Here is a 15,634-nt window from a genome sequence, read left to right as displayed (position 1 = left end):
GCTATGCAGCCACGCTACACCATGCGGCGAAACGATTCACGTAAGAAATTTACATTTCTTGTCCTGCCTCTCGCATCTTCCTGCTGAATATGGCTATAAAACTGGTATCAAGCGAAACTGAGTTTCAAAAATGCACGGAAAGGACATTCCCATGCCGATCAAACGCTATGGTGCAGACAAATCCGGCGCCGGTGGACAGAACCTGCCCTTCGCCCGCGCCGTCGAGGCCGGTGGCTGGCTCTATGTCTCGGGCCAGGTGCCTATGAAGGACGGCGAGATTGTCGGCACCGGCATCATCGAACAGACCCACCTGACGATTAAGAACGTCATCGCCATTCTCGAAGAGGCTGGCTACGGGCTCGAACATGTGGTGCGCTGTGGCGTCTGGCTCGATGATCCGCGCGATTTCTGGAGCTTCAACGCGGTTTATAAGTCCTATTTCGGCGAACATCCCCCCGCCCGCGCCTGCGTGCAGTCCACCATGATGGTCGACTGCAAGGTCGAGATCGACTGCGTGGCCTATAAGGGGCCGTGATGGTCTACCCTCCGAGAGGGAGGGGTTAGTCCGGAGAACTGAACCGGATTGTGCCGCGAACGCGATATGTCCCTCCCCCTATCAGGGGGAGGCTAGGTGGGGGTACCCCCCAAGAGGAACGACGAATGACAACCAGTCCCTTCCGTCTCGATGGCAAGACCGTTCTCATCACCGGCGCCGGTGGCGGCATTGGTCGCACCCTGGTCGAAACCTTCCATGCGGCCGGCGCCACTGTCATCGGTGCCGACCGTGAAGCTTCGATGCTCGAAGGTCTGCCGCTGGCGCGCAGCATCCTCTTCGACCAGGCCGATGCGAAATCCACGCGCGCCGCTGTCCAAGACGACATCGCCGCCCATGGCGTGGTGGACGCAGTCATTGCCAATGCCGGCTTCACCCGCGCCGAACATCTTGGTCATCTCGATGACGAGGTCTGGGCCAGCGAGATGGCCATCAACCTCAATGGCGCCTATGCCCTGGTCGACCCGATCACCCATGCCATGGCCGCGCGCGGCACGGGCAATGTGGTGTTCATCTCCTCGGTCAATGCTATCCAGCATTTCGGCAACCCTGCCTATTCTGCAGCCAAGGCCGGGTTGATTGCCTATGCCAAGGCGATTGCCGTCGAACGTGGCGGCGAGGGCGTGCGGGCCAATGTCGTGGCGCCCGGTTCCGTTCGCACGCCCGCCTGGGATCACCGGCTGGAGGCCGATCCAGGGCTACTCGATAAGGTGCTGCCGCATTATCCCCTGGGCCGCATGGTGTCTCCACAGGAGGTCGCCAATGCCGCCCTGTTCCTGGCATCCGAGGCCGCTTCGGGAATTACCGGCGTGACCATCCCCGTCGATGCTGGCCTCACAGCCGGCAATCTGCGCTTTGTAAACGAAGTCCTGAGGGCGCAATGACCCACTATTCTGAACTCGACACTCCCGCTGTGCTCATCGATCTTGACCGGGCCGAGTCCAATTTGAAAAAGGCGCAGGACGCAGCCGACAAGGCCGGCATTGCCTTGCGTCCGCATATCAAAACCCACAAACTGCCATTCTTCGCCAAAAAGCAGGTCGAGCTGGGGGCAGTGGGCATCACCGTTCAGAAACTGGGCGAGGCCGAAGTCATGGCCGATGCCGGTCTCACCGACCTGTTGCTGACCTTCAACATCATCGGCGCCGCCAAGCTCAAACGCCTGCAGGCGCTGCATGACCGCGTCACCATCCGCACCGTTGCCGACAGCGCCGCTTGCGTGGCGGGGCTGGAACAGGCCTTCACCAATGCCGAACACCGCCTCGGCGTCTTTGTCGAATGCGACACCGGCATGGGCCGCTGCGGCGTGCAATCACCCGCCGCAGCATTGGACCTCGCCCGCCAGATCATCGCCGCGCCGGGGCTCGACTTCGCCGGGCTGATGACCTATCCCGCCGCCGGAAAATACCGGGAAGCCGCGCAATGGCTCGCCGCCGCACGCGATGTCTTTTCCAACCAGGGGGTCGATCTCCCTGCCATCACCACCGGAGGCACCCCGGACATCTGGCACATGGATGAAGCCGCCAATGTCGCGACCGAATACCGCCCCGGCACTTATATCTACATGGACCGCTCCCAGGTCGCCGCCGGCGCTGCCAGCCTCGAAGACTGTGCCCTGACCGTTCTGGCAACAGTCGTGTCCCGCCCCACCGAAACCCGCGCCATCATCGACGCTGGCTCCAAGGCGCTCACAAGCGATCTGTTGGGCCTTGTCGGGCATGGGCATATCGTTGAATTTCCCGACGCCAGGATCGTCGGCCTCAGCGAGGAGCACGGTACGCTCGACATTTCGGCCTGCGCCAGCAAACCCAATATCGGCGATCTTGTCCGCATCATCCCCAATCACTGCTGCCCGGTGACCAATCTGTTCGACCAGGTCCACCTGATCCGCAATGACCAATTGATTCAGACCATGGACGTCGCGGCGCGGGGCAGGGTGAACTGATCAGCAGGCCAGAGCTCGAACATGGCCCTGTGCAGCATAGCGCAGGATATGCGCGTCCCTCGTCACGACGGTCAGGTCTAGGGCGCGCGCGGTCGCAATGATGATGCGATCGGCAGGGTCTTTGTGAATGGCGCCTGGCAAAAATGAGGCATCAGCCAAAATGTCCGGTGAAAGGTTCGCCAGCCTGAGAGAGCCAACCCTCATGACCCGGTCAAACCAGACCTTCGGGGGGATCGGGGAGTTCATTCGCCCTTTGGCGATTAGCAGGCCCCGTTCCCACGCCGATATTGGCGACACGCTGACCGGTTGATTGGCCTTGAAGGCCGCATTCATGGCAGCCACCGCCTCTGGCGCCAGGTCTGCATCCTCGGCAATCCAGATGAGGGCGCACGTATCAAGCAGCAACGGGGTCACTCGGATTATGCACCCTTGGCTGGAAAGTTCGCGTCCTCATAGTCATCGTCATAGACCTTGCCCCAGTCCGGGTCTGCTGGCTCGGTCAGGTCCACGCCGGGCATGACAATGCTCGTGCCCTTCATGCAGCCGAAGAGCGGATGCTTTGTCTCTGAGGCATTTTCGCTGTCTGAAAGACTGGGCTGCGTCATTTCTTCGAACCCCGCCCTCTCCGAGGGCTCAAATTGAACAGTGTGCCGCGCCAGATCGACGTGCCGCGTTTCGAATCCAGCCGATTGCCAGGCAGCCGACTGCACATGCGTGCCGCCGCTATTGCTCCACCATGCCGGGTATAAATAGGCCGACCTTGGCAGCGAAAAACCCAAAATCTCCTCTATCTCCGCAAAGGACATTGGAGCGTTTCCCTGTCGCTGCGCGAGGTACTTCCTCAAAGGTTCGTATTTGGACATTGTAACCTCAATACAGTTACAATAATTTGTATTACTGTAAATGTAAAGCGTTGCTGGTCTGCACCTCTACGCTCTGCCGCTTGCGCACCTGCAGAGGCCATGAAACTCTTGCGGCAAAAAGAGGAGATTCCAATTGGCCGACCCGACCAACCGCATTGCCGTTTCCACCTGGTCGTTGCACCGTTTGCTGGGCACCACCTTCCCGCATGATCTGACCTCCGATGCCGTCGGGGAGATGCAGGAAACCTATGGGGAAGGCGAGGAATCGCTGCTGGGGCTGCCTTCGGTCCTGGCCAATCACGGCTATCATCGGCTCGAGATCGTCTCCTTCCACCTGCGCAGTCGTGATCCGGTCTATCTGGGCGAATTGCGCGACCAGCTCAACGTCTCGGGTGTGACGCTGCAGACCTTGCTGATTGATGCGGGCGACATAACGCATCCTGAACATGGCGCACGCGACACACGCTGGATTGCTGGCTGGGTCGACGTCGCCAATATGCTGGGCGCACAAAACGCCCGTATCATCGCGGGCAAGCAGAAACCGACCCCCGAAACCATGGCCCGCTCGGTTGCCGGCTTCAAGGAGCTGCTGGCCGCCAATGCCGGTTCGCCCCTGCGGCTCGTCACCGAAAACTGGTTCGACCTGCTCTCGACCCCGGAAGCGGTACACGAACTGCTTGATCGCCTGGAGGGCGAGGTCGGCCTTCTGGCCGATTTCGGCAACTGGACCGGGCCCGACAAATATGAAGGTCTCAAGTCCATCTTTCCGCGCGCCCAATTGTGCCACGCCAAGGCTGGCTTCGACGGCGGCAAGATGGATGAGGTCGATTATGGGCTTTGTGTGCAAGTGGCCGAAGAAGCCGGCTATGCCGGTCCCTACACCTTGATCTTCGACGCCGACCACCCGGGCGAATGGGCGGGACTGGCCGAGGAACGGGATTTCATTCTCTCCCGGCTCGAATAAGTTCGGCGAAGGCATGAAATGTGTCGCCAGCGAAGCCAGTTGTTAAGGTCCGCGCGTCGAATATGACGGTATGGTGACACAAGGTGCGAAATCCCAGGACGTGTTTGCCGCCGATGCCCTGCATTCGGCGCAAACTTTTATGCGTCTGCTCGACGCCGCGCCATTGGGCATGCTGGTCTCAACCCTTGACGGCATGGTGGTCTATGCCAATCCCGCCTTCAGCGAGTTGTTGGGGCATCGGCCCGAGCCGGGCCATGTATTCCAGTTTGCTGATTTGGTTTCGGATGAAACCAATGCCATCACGCGCCTCCACTTCGAGCGCTTGCTGCGCGGCGAAGTGTCGGTCAGCCGTGGTGAGCACCAATTGCGTCACGTCGATGGCTACCCCGTCTGGGCCATGGTCGGGGCCACAATCCTTCCGGCTGAAGGCGATACGCCGCCGCTGATCCTGGTGCAGATGAACAGCATCGAATTGCAGAAGCGCGCCGAGGAGGCCCTGGCCGCCTCCGAAAGCCGCTGGAATTTCGCGCTGGAAAGCGCCCGCCAGGGGGTCTGGGACCACGATATCCGCACCGACACCATGTTCTACTCCCGCATGTGGCGCCTGATGCGCGGCATTCCGGCCAATGAAGAGGTGGACGGCGATCAGGCAAAATGGCTCGAACGCGTTCATCCCGACGATCGGCCCCGGATCGTGGCCAATGTGCACCGGCAGGACCGGGGCGAAAGCGATTTCGACACCTTGGAATATCGCGAGCGGACACGCGACGGCGATTATATCTGGATCCTCAGCCGGGGCCGCCCGGTGGAATGGGATGCCCAGGGCAACCCCACCCGAACCATCGGCACCGATACCGACATCACCCGCATAAAGAAGATGGAACAGGAACTGGCCGCCGAAAAGGAACGGCTGCGGATCACGCTGGAGGCGGTGGCCGACGGCATGATCTCCACCGATCTGGACGGCCGCATCATCTTCATGAATCCGGCTGCCGAACTGCTGACCGGCAGCAACGCTGCCACGACGGTTGGCCAAAGTGTCAGGGACATCTTCCATCTGCGCAGCGAACACGGTGAAGAAAAACTGCCCTGTCCGGTGCTGGCCTGCCTCGCACAATCAACCCAGATCCGCATTGATGACGACAGCGTGCTCTGCGCGCTTGACGGGCCCCGGCGCGACATCCGCGCGACTGCCTCCCCGGTCTTTGATGCCGCGGGGGCCCTCTCCGGCGCCGTATTGGTGTTTCAGGATGTCACCCAGAGCCGGGCCCTGCAACGCCAACTGGCCCATTCGGCGTCTCACGATGACCTCACCGGCCTGCCCAATCGGGCCAGCTTCGAGCGCGGCCTGTCAGCGGCTATCGTCAGCGCCCGCAATGGCCCGCGCCAGCATAGCTTGGTCTATCTCGATCTGGATCGCTTCAAGCCAGTCAACGATACGGCCGGCCACGCCGCCGGGGACGCTCTGCTCAAGCAGGTGGCGCAGAACATCAGAGGTGTTTGCCGCAGTCACGATCTGGCCGCCCGCATCGGTGGCGACGAATTTGCCATCATTCTTGAGGACTGCCCCATCGCCCACGGCCGGGCAGTCGCCGAAAAGATCGTGCGCGCCATCGGCGCATTGGCCTTTTCCTGGGCTGGTCGCGATTATTCCATCGGCGCCAGCGCCGGCGTGACCATCATCGGTGCTCGGTCCGCTTCACCATTGGGCTTCATGGGAGAGGCCGACGCGGCCTGCTACGCCGCCAAGGCCCAGGGCAGGGGCTGTGTCGTAGCCTACCCCGATATGGCAGCCAGCTAGCCGTAATAAACCGAAATCAACTGCCCGCCGATTTCGTGCACCTTGATGTCCATTTCGTAGATCTCGGAAAGCACCTCGGGCCGGATCATCTCCGGGCCGGCCCCCTGCGCGGCGACCTTCCCATGCTTCATGGCGACGATATAGTCCGAATACCAGGAGGCGAAATTGATGTCGTGCAGCACCAGCACTACGGTCTTGCCCAGTTCGGACGCAGCCTGCCGCATCAGCTTCATCATGCCCATGGCATGCTTCATGTCGAGATTGTTGAGCGGTTCGTCGAGCAGCACATAATCGGTGTCCTGCGCCAGCACCATGGCGACAAAAGCCCGTTGCCGCTGGCCGCCGGAAAGCTCGTCGAGAAACCTGTTCGCCAGCGCCCCCAGATCGAGATAGGCAATGGCCTGATCGATCTGGTGGCGATCCTGGGCTGTCAATCGCCCCTTGGAATGGGGATAGCGGCCGAAGGCCACCAGATCGCGCACGGTGATGCGGGCGGAAACGTGATTGTCCTGCCGCAGGATCGAGAGGCGCCGGGCGAGAACATCGCTTGGTGTCCTGGTGACATCGAGCCCATCCACTGTCACTGTCCCCGCGCTCATGTCGAGCAGCCGGCTGACCATGGAGAGCAAGGTGGACTTGCCCGCCCCATTGGGCCCGATGATCGAGGTGACGCCGCCGGCGGGAATGTCGAGCGTGACATTGTCAACGACCAGCGCGTCGCCATAGGCGCGGGAGACCGCCTGGGTCCGGATCATTTGCGGTTTCCTTTCAACAGCATGGCGATGAAAACGACGCCGCCCACGAACTCGATGATGATGGCCAGCGCCGAGTCAAAGCCGAATACCCGCTCCAGGATCACCTGGCCGCCAATCAGGGCGATGATGGCCAGCAGCACCGCAGCGGGCAGGATCAGGGCATGTTTGTGACTGCGGATGAGCATATAGGCAAGGTTGGAAACCAGCAGCCCGAAGAAGGTCACCGGCCCGACCAGCGCCGTGGAGACAGAAACCAGTATGGCGATGATGATCAGGACCTGGGAGACCACGCTGCGATAGGCCACGCCGAGATTGATCGCATTGTCCCGGCCCAGATTGAGCACGTCGAGCGCCGGAAGCAATCGCCACACCCAGACCCCGGAGCCCAGGATGGCGAGCGTTGACACCGTTAGCAGGCTTTTGTCGATGGTGTTGAAGCCAGCGAACATGACGTCCTGCAACACGGCGTAGTCATTGGGATTGATCAGGCGCTGCATCAGTCCGGCAAGGGAGCGGAACAACACGCCAAACACGATGCCGACCAGCACCAGCAGATAGAGATCCCGGGCCGCACGATTGAACAGCCAGCGGAACAGCAGGGTGGACAGCCCCACCATGAGCACGGTTTCGAAGGCAAATTGCAGCTGGGCGTTGAGCGTGGCGTATGAGAGACCGCCCAAAAAGAAAATCTGCACCGTTCGGACCAGCCGGAACAGGGCATCGTAGCCCATGATCGCCGGGGTCAGGATGCGGTTGGCTGTTATGGTCTGGAATAGCACGGTCGCTACGGCAATGGCGCCGCCCACCATGGCGATGCCCCAGACTTTCGTCCCCCGGAACGGCAGGACGAAGCCCCAGCTGCCCTTGGCGCCGATCACCATGAACGCGGTTATCGAAACTGCGGCCAAGGCGGCCAGAGTGATCAGCACCTGCCGTGGCGACAGGCCGGGTGAAGTGGATCGCTCAGGCATCGGCAGGGCGCCTCCGCAACAGCAGATAAAGGAACAGCGCCGAACCGATGACCCCAAAGACCGTGCCGATGGGAATCTCGTAGGGAAAGCGGATCACGCGGCCGATGATGTCGCAAATCAGCACGAAGCCGGCGCCAAGCAGCACGATCCAGGGAATGGCCCGCCGCGCATTGTCGCCCACGGCCATGGCGACCAGATTGGGCACGATCAGCCCAAGAAACGGAATGGTGCCGACTGAAACCACAACGGTCGCGGTGACCATGGCGACGATGGAAAGCCCGAGCGTGAGGACGCGACGGTAGTTCAGGCCCAGATTGGTGGTGAAATCCTGCCCCAGGCCGGCCACGGTGAACCGGTCGGCAGCATACCAGGCGATGCCAACCAGCAGCGCGCCGATCCAGAGCAATTCATAGCGGCCGCGCAGCACGGCCGAGAAATCCCCAAGTTGCCAGGTGCCCAAGGTCTGCAACAGGTCCAGGCGATAGGCAAAGAAGTCCGTGACCGAGGCAATCACGCCTCCCAGCATGATGCCGACCAATGGTACCATCAGCGTCGAGCGCAGGGGGATGCGGCGCAAGATCTGCATGAACAGGGCGGTTCCGATCAGTGCCGTCACCGTAGCGGCGAGCATTTTGGCGAGGAGCGGACTGGCAGGCCAAAGGATGGTGATGAGCAAAATGCCAAAGATGGCGCTTTCCACCGTCCCGGCAGTTCCCGGTTCGACAAAGCGGTTGCGCGCCAGCATCTGCATGAGCAACCCGGCGACAGCAAGGGCAGAGCCGGACAGGATCAGCGCCAGGGTGCGCGGGATGCGGCTGATCAGCAGCACCTGCATCGGCCGGTCTTCCGGCGATGACGAAAACAGGCTCATCGGCGTCACATCGCTCACGCCGATGAAGAGGCTGATGACGGCCAGGACGAGAATGGCGAGAACGCCGAATATCAGCTTGGGCATGGGGCCGAAATGCCTGAAATACAAACATGCCCCCGCCCGAACGGGCGAGGGCGAAAAGAATGTTGTCGCTTACTGGTTCAGCGCTTCGGTGACCTGGTCGGCCATGATGCCGAACGAGACAAGGCCGCCATTGACGATGTAGGCGCGGACCGGATCGATATAGACCACATCGCCATTCTTCCAGGCGGTGGTTTCGGCCACCAGCTCATTGTCGAGAATGGCAGCGGCAGCGCCCTGGCCTGTGGCGGCATCGCGATCGATCACGAACAACAGGTCGGGATTGGTTTCGAGGATAAACTCGAAGGAGATGGAATCGCCGTGGGTGGCAGCTTCGACGTCTTCGATGACCGGGGTGACACCGAGGGTTTCATGGATAAATCCGAACCGCGAACCGGGGCCGTAGGCGGTCACCTCGGCACCGCTGGTGAGTACCACCAAACCCTTGCCGGCATCTGCCGCTGCAGACCGGCTGGCCTCGACCTTGGCTTCGGTCTCGGCGATCAGCGCCGCAACCTCGGCTTCCTTGTCAAAGATCTCGCCAATGATTTCGGCATTGGCCTTGATCGAGCCGTAAAAGTTCGTCCACTCGTTGGACAGATCGACCGTGGGTGCCAGATTGGCAAGTTCCGGATAAGCCCTGGAGGAGCGGCCCGCGACAATGATCAGGTCGGGTTCCAGCGCAGCCAGCGCCTCGTAGTCAGGCTCGAACAGCGAGCCGACCTTGGCATAATCATCGCTGGCATATTTTTCGAGATGAGCTGGCAGGTTCGAGCCGGGCAGGCCAGCAATATTAACGCCGATCGCTTCAAGGGTTTCGATGGCCGCAAAGTCGAAGCTGACGACTTTCTGCGGTACGCCGGGCAGGGTGGTTTCGCCCTGGGCGTGCGTCACGGTGAACTCCTGCGCCAGTGCGGGTGTGGCGATGGCAACGAGACCGGCGAAAAGCGCGGTGGCGGTACGGCTGAAGGTCATCTCGGTACTTCCGATTTGAAATGGTTAACGCTCTGCGCAAACTTGACTGCGCTAGTCCACTTCAATATCGGCGAGTCTGGACGGTGTCAAAATAAAGCTGATATTTTTTATCAGGAAATTTTGTCACGCGGAGGGAAGATAGGTCTCGGCGGCCAGCGAGACGAAACTCTTCATGGCGGCCGATAGCGGGCTCGACTTGCGCCGCGCCACCAGCAATTTGCGCATCGCCCAGGGCTCCGAAAGCGGCGCGCAGACCAGATCCGTGCCGGCCAGCAGATGCAGGCTGGTCGAGCGCAGAAAGCCGATGCCGAACCCGGCCTCCACCATGCGCACCAGCGCCGGAAAGCTCTCGACGCGCAGCGCTTCTTTCAGCGGATGCCCCAGCTTTTCGGCCGCTTCGCCAAGCAGCCTGTCGAGCGAACCGGCATGATGGATGCCGACGATGGAATGCGGAATGACCGTATCGAAACTGACCGATTTGCGCGGCTCGATGCTGGCGGCCAATTCATGCTCGGGCGGCACCAGAACCCACACCCGTTCGTCCTCAAAGGGCCGGATTTCGAAGCGTTTGAAATCGTAATTGTCCGAGACGATGGCGATGTCGGCCTGGCCCTCATCGAGCGAGAGCAGCGCCTTGGCCGCGCCCATCTCGGAAATGGCAATCTCGATGCCGGGATATTTGGCTGCGAACTTGGCCAAAAGCTCCGGCAGGCGCCCGGTCAGCGCCGAACTGGTGCAGGCCAGCCTCAGGCTCCCCCGCTGTCCGGAGCTGAAATCATCCATGATGGCATCGAGATCGGCGATGGATCGCAGTACGGTGCGGCATCCCTCGGCATAGGCTTCGCCCGCCTTGGTGAGCTTGACGCCATGGGCCGAACGGTCGAACAGGACCACGCCCAGCCGTCCTTCGAGGTCCGATACCCGCCGGCTGACTGCCGAGGAGGCGATGCCCTCCCGTTCCGCCGCGCGGCCGATTGAACCGGTTTCGGCCAAAAGTAGAATAAGGCGTGCGGTTACACTATCGAATGGTGCCATGTCGTCTCCCGCACGCAACATAGCGATTAGGAACCTGCGAGCAACAAAATGCCACGCATGAGATAGAATATGCCCAGCATAGTGACGATCCAGCGCGTCCAGCGCCGGAACCCGTTATCGGACAGACGCTGCAGAATACGATAGCCCAGATTGGTCCCGGCAATGGCAAAGGGCGCGGCAATGGCCACCAGGATCCAATCGCCGGTGGCCATGGCTGCGGTTGTCGCGCTGTAGAAGACCACCTTTGCACCATGCGAAATCACCTGCATGCAGGATTTGGTGGCGATCACCTTGCGCCGGTCCATCTGGGTGCGAATAAAGAAGATATCGATGCTGGGACCGGCTACGCCCACCGCCAGGTTCAATCCGCCACTGATTAAGCCGCAGGAGAACCCGTGCAGAGGCCGACTGGCATCGAGTTGCAACCAGCTTTTGGGCAACCACACCAGGATCGGCATCAGTCCCACCGCGATGCATACGGTTGCCAGGTCAGGCTGGTAGCGCACGAGGAACAGCAAGACAGCAGCCACAACAATTCCGGCCACCATTGTGGACATGATGCGCCAGTCGATGAAGTGACGCGAGAACCAGGCCCGCGATCCATTGGCAACGATCTGGATGGCGCCTTGCAGGGCGATCGCTGTGGCCACCGGCAAGATCGTCAGCAGCCCTGCCAGCAGCAACATGCCGCCAGCCATGCCAAAAATGCCAGATAGGGTAGAGGTCAGAAAAACCACACCGACCAAAATGGCCGAGATCAGGGGTGTCATGGGCATGCGTCCTTTTCCTGGCTCATGCACCCGACGGAGGTCTGTTTGCCAGCCCCGGACTGGGCAAGGGGTCATGCCGATGTCATTTTCGCTGCATCGTTGCATTTTTTGCGCAAATTGCACCTTGAATGGAAGACGCAATGCGCTTTTTATAGGCAGGCGAGTTTTTTGATTTGCCCGATTGCCGGTCGACGGTACCTCCGCCTCTCCCTTTCGGGTCCCACCTAACTGACGTCTGGATACTTCCTTGATAACCCTCAAGGCTGGCCGCGAGCGTTCGCGCGGCGATGCTCGGGACCATGTTGCTGCAGCCCATGCCGGCAAGGGCATGGCGCCATTGACGCGCATTACCCTGTTTTCCCTCCGGCACCCGTTTCAGGCGAGCCTGGCGGTTGGGGCAACCATCATTGCAGCAACCCTGCAACTGACCATTCCGCGCCTGCTCGGCCAGGCCATCGACCAGGCGCACAACGTGCTCAGTGTTGCCGGCGAAGGCGCCCAGGAAGCGCTGCTCTGGACAGCATTGACACTGCTGGCCGCGTCGGTCGCGCGCGGTCTGTTTACCTTGGTGCAGAACTATTTTGCTGAAAGCGTCGGCCACCATGTGGGCTACGAACTGCGTCTGGCCTTTTATGACAAGGTCCAGCGCCTGTCCTATTCCTATCACGACCGGGTGCATTCAGGCGATCTGATCACCATCGGCCTGCTCGATCTGGACGGGCTGCGCATGTTCTTCTCCACCGGTCTGGTCCGCACCATCCTGTTGGTGGTGCTGATCGGTGTGGGCGCCTGGATGCTGCTCTCGACCGACGTGCTGCTCGGCTTTCTGGCCCTCAGCTTCGTTCCCTTCGTGGCCTGGCGCTCTTCAGTAGCCCAACTCACCCTGCGCGCCACCTGGCTGATCCTGCAACAAAAGCTCTCCGTGCTGACCCGCGTCATGGAAGAAAATCTCGGCGGCATCCGTGTCGTGCGCGCCTTCTCGGGCCAGAAGCATGAGCTGAACAAGTTCGACACCGCCTCAAAGGACGCGCTGGAGCTGGCGCATCGCCGCGTCCGGGTGCGCGTCAAGAACACCTCGATGATGACCTTTTCCTTCTTCGCCGCCATGGGCCTGGTGCTCTGGGTGGGCGGCAACAAGGTCATCGCCGAGGAGATGACCGTAGGTACGCTGGCCAGCTTTCTCACCTTCATGACCATCCTGCAGATGCCAGTGCGTCAGCTCGGCCTGATGGTCAATTCCTATGCCCGCGCCTCCACCTGCGGCGAGCGCTTCTATGCATTCCTCGATGCTCCGGTTGAAATCGAAGACAAGCCCGGCGCCACCCCGCTCGAGATCAGCAATGGCGTGCTGCGCTTCGAGGATGTTCATTTTACCTATCCCGGCTCCACCGTGCCGACCCTCAATGGCGTGAGCTTCGAGGCAAAGGCCGGCCAGACTGTTGGTATCGTCGGCGCCCCGGGCAGCGGCAAATCCACGCTCGCCCACCTCATTCCGCGCTTTTATGACATCACCGCCGGCCGCATTACGCTCGACGACCAGGATGTGCGTGACGTCACCCTGCAAAGCCTCAGACGCTCCGTTGCCGTGGTGCAGCAGGACACGTTCCTGTTCACTACCACCATCGAAAACAACATCGCCTATGGCGATCCTTGGGCCAAGGAACGCAAGATCGAGCGCGCCGCGGAAAGCGCTCAATTGCACAATTACATTATGGGCCTGCCGGCCGATTACGACACCGTGGTGGGCGAACGCGGCGTCTCGCTCTCCGGTGGTCAGCGCCAGCGTCTCTCCATTGCGCGGTCCCTCGTGCTCAAGCCCGCAGTCATGGTGTTTGATGACTCGACCGCCGCCATCGATGCCGGAACCGAGCATCGCATCCGAAGCGCCATTCGCCGCTTTGCCAGCGATCGGATCACCATGATCATCGCCCATCGCCTCTCTTCGCTCATGCATGCCGACCTGATCCTGTTCCTCGAAGACGGCAGGATCGTCGAACGCGGCACTCATGAAGAGCTGCTCGCGCAAGGCGGCCGCTATCGCGCGCTTTATGACCTGCAAACGCGACCAACTGACGATTTGGAGGCAGCCCAATGAGCGTCGTTGATGACGAAAGCGAAGTCGCCGCCTTCCCCGGCCAGCGTCCGCCCCGCGCCTCGGTGGGCAGTCACCGCATCGAGGAAGAGGTTTTCGGCAAGGCCTATGACCCCAAGACGGTCCGGCGTATCTGGGCCTATGTGAAGCCCTACCGCCTCAAGATCTACCTCGCCGTCGCTGCCGTGCTGATTTTCACCGGCACGCAATTGGCCATTCCGCTCATCATCGGCAATGCCATCGACACCGCGCTCGTTGCCGGCGGCGATCCGAACAATCTGCTCTGGGCCGTGGGCGCCTTCGCCATCGCGGTACTGTTCAATTTCGGCGCCTCCTGGGTGCAGGAAACCCAGGTTGGGCAGGTCGCCGAACATGTGCTGTTCGACATGCGCCGGGCCATGTTCGCCCAGCTCCAGCGCGTGTCTCTCAGCTATATGGACCGCACCGAAGTCGGCCGTCTGATGAGCCGTCTGCAGGGCGATGTCAGTGCCATGCAGGAATTTCTCGAAACCTCGGTCATTTCCGTCGGCGACCTGGTCCTGTTGTTCGGCATCGTCGCCGTGCTGCTCAGCCTCGATCCCTGGCTCGGGCTGGTGACCCTCATCACCATGCCGGTGCTGTTCATCATCCGCATCTTCTGGCTGCCCCCGGCCAAGCGCGCCTTCTGGGCCGCGCACGAAACCAATTCATTGACCGCCGGCGCCATGGCCGAAGGTATCAATGGCGTGCGCACGGTGCAGAACCTGGATCGCCAGAAGGTCAATTTCGATCTCTATGACGACAAGGCCTACCAGAACCTGCGCACCCAGCTCACCGGCTCCAAATTCGCCCAGGTCATGGTGCCCATCGTCGATACGCTCACCGGCATTTCCATGGCGACGGTTGTCGTGGTCGGCGGCGCCATGGTGCTCAACGGCGCGCTGCAGGTGGGCGTCGTCGTGGCGTTCCTGTTTTATGTGCAGCGCTTCTTCGACCCGATCCGTTCGCTCACCATGCAATATTCCATCATGCAGCGCGCCATGACCTCGGGCCGCCGCATCACCGAAGTGCTCGATCTGCCCACGGTGATCGAGGACAAGCCGGACGCCAAGGTGCTGACCGGCGAGATGGATGGTTCGGTCGAGTTCAGGAACGTCGTTTTCGGCTACGATCCGAAGCGCCCGGTGCTCAAGAACGTCTCCTTCAAGGTCAATCCCGGCGAGACCGTCGCGGTCATCGGCCCCACCGGTTCGGGCAAGACATCGGCAATGGCGTTGGTTCACCGCTTCTATGAAGTCCAGGACGGCGCGGTCATCGTCGGCGGTCACGATGTGCGCGATGTCACGCAGGAGAGCCTGGGCGAACAGGTGGCCATGGTCCTCCAGGAGCCGTTCCTGTTCACCGGCACCATCTTTGAGAACATCCGCTACAACAAGGCCTCAGCCACCCGCGAGGACGTCATTGCCGCTGCCAAGGCCGTGGGCGCGCACGATTTCATCGATCGTTTCGCCAATGGCTATGACACCATGCTCGAGCAGCGCGGTTCCAATCTTTCGCTCGGCCAGCGCCAGCTTCTCAGCTTCGCCCGCGCCCTAGTTGCCGACGCCAAGATCCTGGTGCTCGACGAGGCCACTGCCAATATCGACAGCTATACCGAGCGGCAGATCCAGAAGGCGCTGGAAATTCTCCTCAAGGGCCGCACCGGCATGGTCATCGCCCACCGCCTGGCCACCATTCGCGGGGCCGACCGTATCATCGTGCTGCAAAATGGCGAGAAGATCGAAGAGGGCAATCACGACCAGCTCATGGAACTGGGCGGGCTCTATTCAAAGCTCTACAACATGAACTACGCCAGCTTCGACGACATTCCCGACGAAATGGTCGCCGGGGCCAACGCCAGAGAATCGAGCACCTAAGACTAACCGCCGGCCTCACAAGGCACGTGGTGCAACACCCTCCCCTTGACGGGGAGGTTGGGG

At 61.2% G+C, this 15,634-nt stretch carries 15 protein-coding genes; 7 read left to right on the top strand and 8 right to left on the bottom strand.

Features of this window, described 5'->3' with window-relative positions:
* Nucleotides 1–151: 151 nt before the first annotated feature.
* From GO014_RS13500 to GO014_RS13490, 3 genes are all read left to right on the top strand, one after another.
* Nucleotides 152–535, top strand: coding sequence for a RidA family protein (locus GO014_RS13500; RefSeq protein WP_116588079.1), 384 nt, complete (start codon nucleotides 152–154; stop codon nucleotides 533–535).
* A gap of 125 nt (nucleotides 536–660) precedes the next feature.
* The gene (locus GO014_RS13495) at nucleotides 661–1,437 is read left to right on the top strand and encodes an SDR family oxidoreductase (protein ID WP_157290875.1); all 777 of its coding nucleotides are present in this window, start codon (nucleotides 661–663) and stop codon (nucleotides 1,435–1,437) included.
* Nucleotides 1,434–2,498, top strand: coding sequence for a D-TA family PLP-dependent enzyme (locus tag GO014_RS13490; RefSeq protein WP_157290874.1), 1,065 nt, complete (start codon nucleotides 1,434–1,436; stop codon nucleotides 2,496–2,498). Before GO014_RS13495 ends, GO014_RS13490 begins: the two co-directional genes overlap by 4 nt.
* On the opposite strand, the gene GO014_RS13485 is transcribed toward GO014_RS13490, so the two are convergent.
* Both GO014_RS13485 and GO014_RS18965 read right to left on the bottom strand, forming a co-directional pair.
* Nucleotides 2,499–2,912, bottom strand: a complete 414-nt coding sequence (locus GO014_RS13485; protein ID WP_343030958.1) for a type II toxin-antitoxin system VapC family toxin — start codon at nucleotides 2,910–2,912, stop codon at nucleotides 2,499–2,501. It lies immediately after the preceding gene.
* Nucleotides 2,913–2,917: 5 nt separating this feature from the next.
* On the bottom strand, nucleotides 2,918–3,361 hold the full coding sequence (locus tag GO014_RS18965; RefSeq protein WP_179952977.1) for a DUF7662 domain-containing protein: 444 nt from the start codon (nucleotides 3,359–3,361) through the stop codon (nucleotides 2,918–2,920).
* 133 nt (nucleotides 3,362–3,494) lie between these two features.
* On the opposite strand from GO014_RS18965, the gene GO014_RS13475 reads away from it, so the two are divergent.
* Nucleotides 3,495–4,325, top strand: a complete 831-nt coding sequence (locus GO014_RS13475) for a sugar phosphate isomerase/epimerase family protein (RefSeq protein ID WP_157290873.1) — start codon at nucleotides 3,495–3,497, stop codon at nucleotides 4,323–4,325.
* Nucleotides 4,326–4,395: 70 nt separating this feature from the next.
* Nucleotides 4,396–6,126, top strand: coding sequence for a diguanylate cyclase domain-containing protein (locus GO014_RS13470; protein ID WP_157290872.1), 1,731 nt, complete (start codon nucleotides 4,396–4,398; stop codon nucleotides 6,124–6,126).
* Here GO014_RS13470 and GO014_RS13465 read toward each other — a convergent pair.
* The 6 genes from GO014_RS13465 to GO014_RS13440 form a co-directional block, all read right to left on the bottom strand.
* Entirely contained in the window at nucleotides 6,123–6,881 is a 759-nt protein-coding gene (locus GO014_RS13465; RefSeq protein WP_157290871.1) for an iron ABC transporter ATP-binding protein, read from the bottom strand. The two genes, GO014_RS13470 and GO014_RS13465, sit on opposite strands and share 4 nt — an antisense overlap.
* A complete protein-coding gene (locus GO014_RS13460; protein ID WP_157290870.1) occupies nucleotides 6,878–7,852 on the bottom strand; it encodes an iron chelate uptake ABC transporter family permease subunit in 975 nt (324 codons plus the stop codon). Before GO014_RS13460 ends, GO014_RS13465 begins: the two co-directional genes overlap by 4 nt.
* A complete protein-coding gene (locus GO014_RS13455; RefSeq protein ID WP_157290869.1) occupies nucleotides 7,845–8,807 on the bottom strand; it encodes an ABC transporter permease in 963 nt (320 codons plus the stop codon). Before GO014_RS13455 ends, GO014_RS13460 begins: the two co-directional genes overlap by 8 nt.
* A gap of 69 nt (nucleotides 8,808–8,876) precedes the next feature.
* Entirely contained in the window at nucleotides 8,877–9,779 is a 903-nt protein-coding gene (locus GO014_RS13450) for a siderophore ABC transporter substrate-binding protein (protein ID WP_157290868.1), read from the bottom strand.
* A gap of 123 nt (nucleotides 9,780–9,902) precedes the next feature.
* Nucleotides 9,903–10,814: a LysR family transcriptional regulator gene (locus GO014_RS13445; protein WP_165836970.1), complete on the bottom strand. Its 912-nt coding sequence runs from the start codon at nucleotides 10,812–10,814 to the stop codon at nucleotides 9,903–9,905.
* Between the two features lie 26 nt (nucleotides 10,815–10,840).
* Nucleotides 10,841–11,590 (bottom strand): sulfite exporter TauE/SafE family protein, encoded by a 750-nt coding sequence (locus GO014_RS13440; protein WP_246204628.1) that lies wholly within the window; start codon nucleotides 11,588–11,590, stop codon nucleotides 10,841–10,843.
* Between the two features lie 322 nt (nucleotides 11,591–11,912).
* Between GO014_RS13440 and GO014_RS13435 the strand changes: the two genes are divergently transcribed.
* Nucleotides 11,913–13,679 (top strand): ABC transporter ATP-binding protein, encoded by a 1,767-nt coding sequence (locus tag GO014_RS13435; RefSeq protein ID WP_157291031.1) that lies wholly within the window; start codon nucleotides 11,913–11,915, stop codon nucleotides 13,677–13,679.
* Nucleotides 13,676–15,571: an ABC transporter ATP-binding protein gene (locus tag GO014_RS13430; protein WP_116590878.1), complete on the top strand. Its 1,896-nt coding sequence runs from the start codon at nucleotides 13,676–13,678 to the stop codon at nucleotides 15,569–15,571. Before GO014_RS13435 ends, GO014_RS13430 begins: the two co-directional genes overlap by 4 nt.
* The last annotated feature ends 63 nt before the right edge of the window (nucleotides 15,572–15,634 follow it).

This window comes from Devosia marina (assembly GCF_009758415.1).
In the GTDB taxonomy this organism is placed as follows: domain Bacteria; phylum Pseudomonadota; class Alphaproteobacteria; order Rhizobiales; family Devosiaceae; genus Devosia; species Devosia marina.
This window is presented reverse-complemented; position numbering and strand designations above follow the sequence as displayed.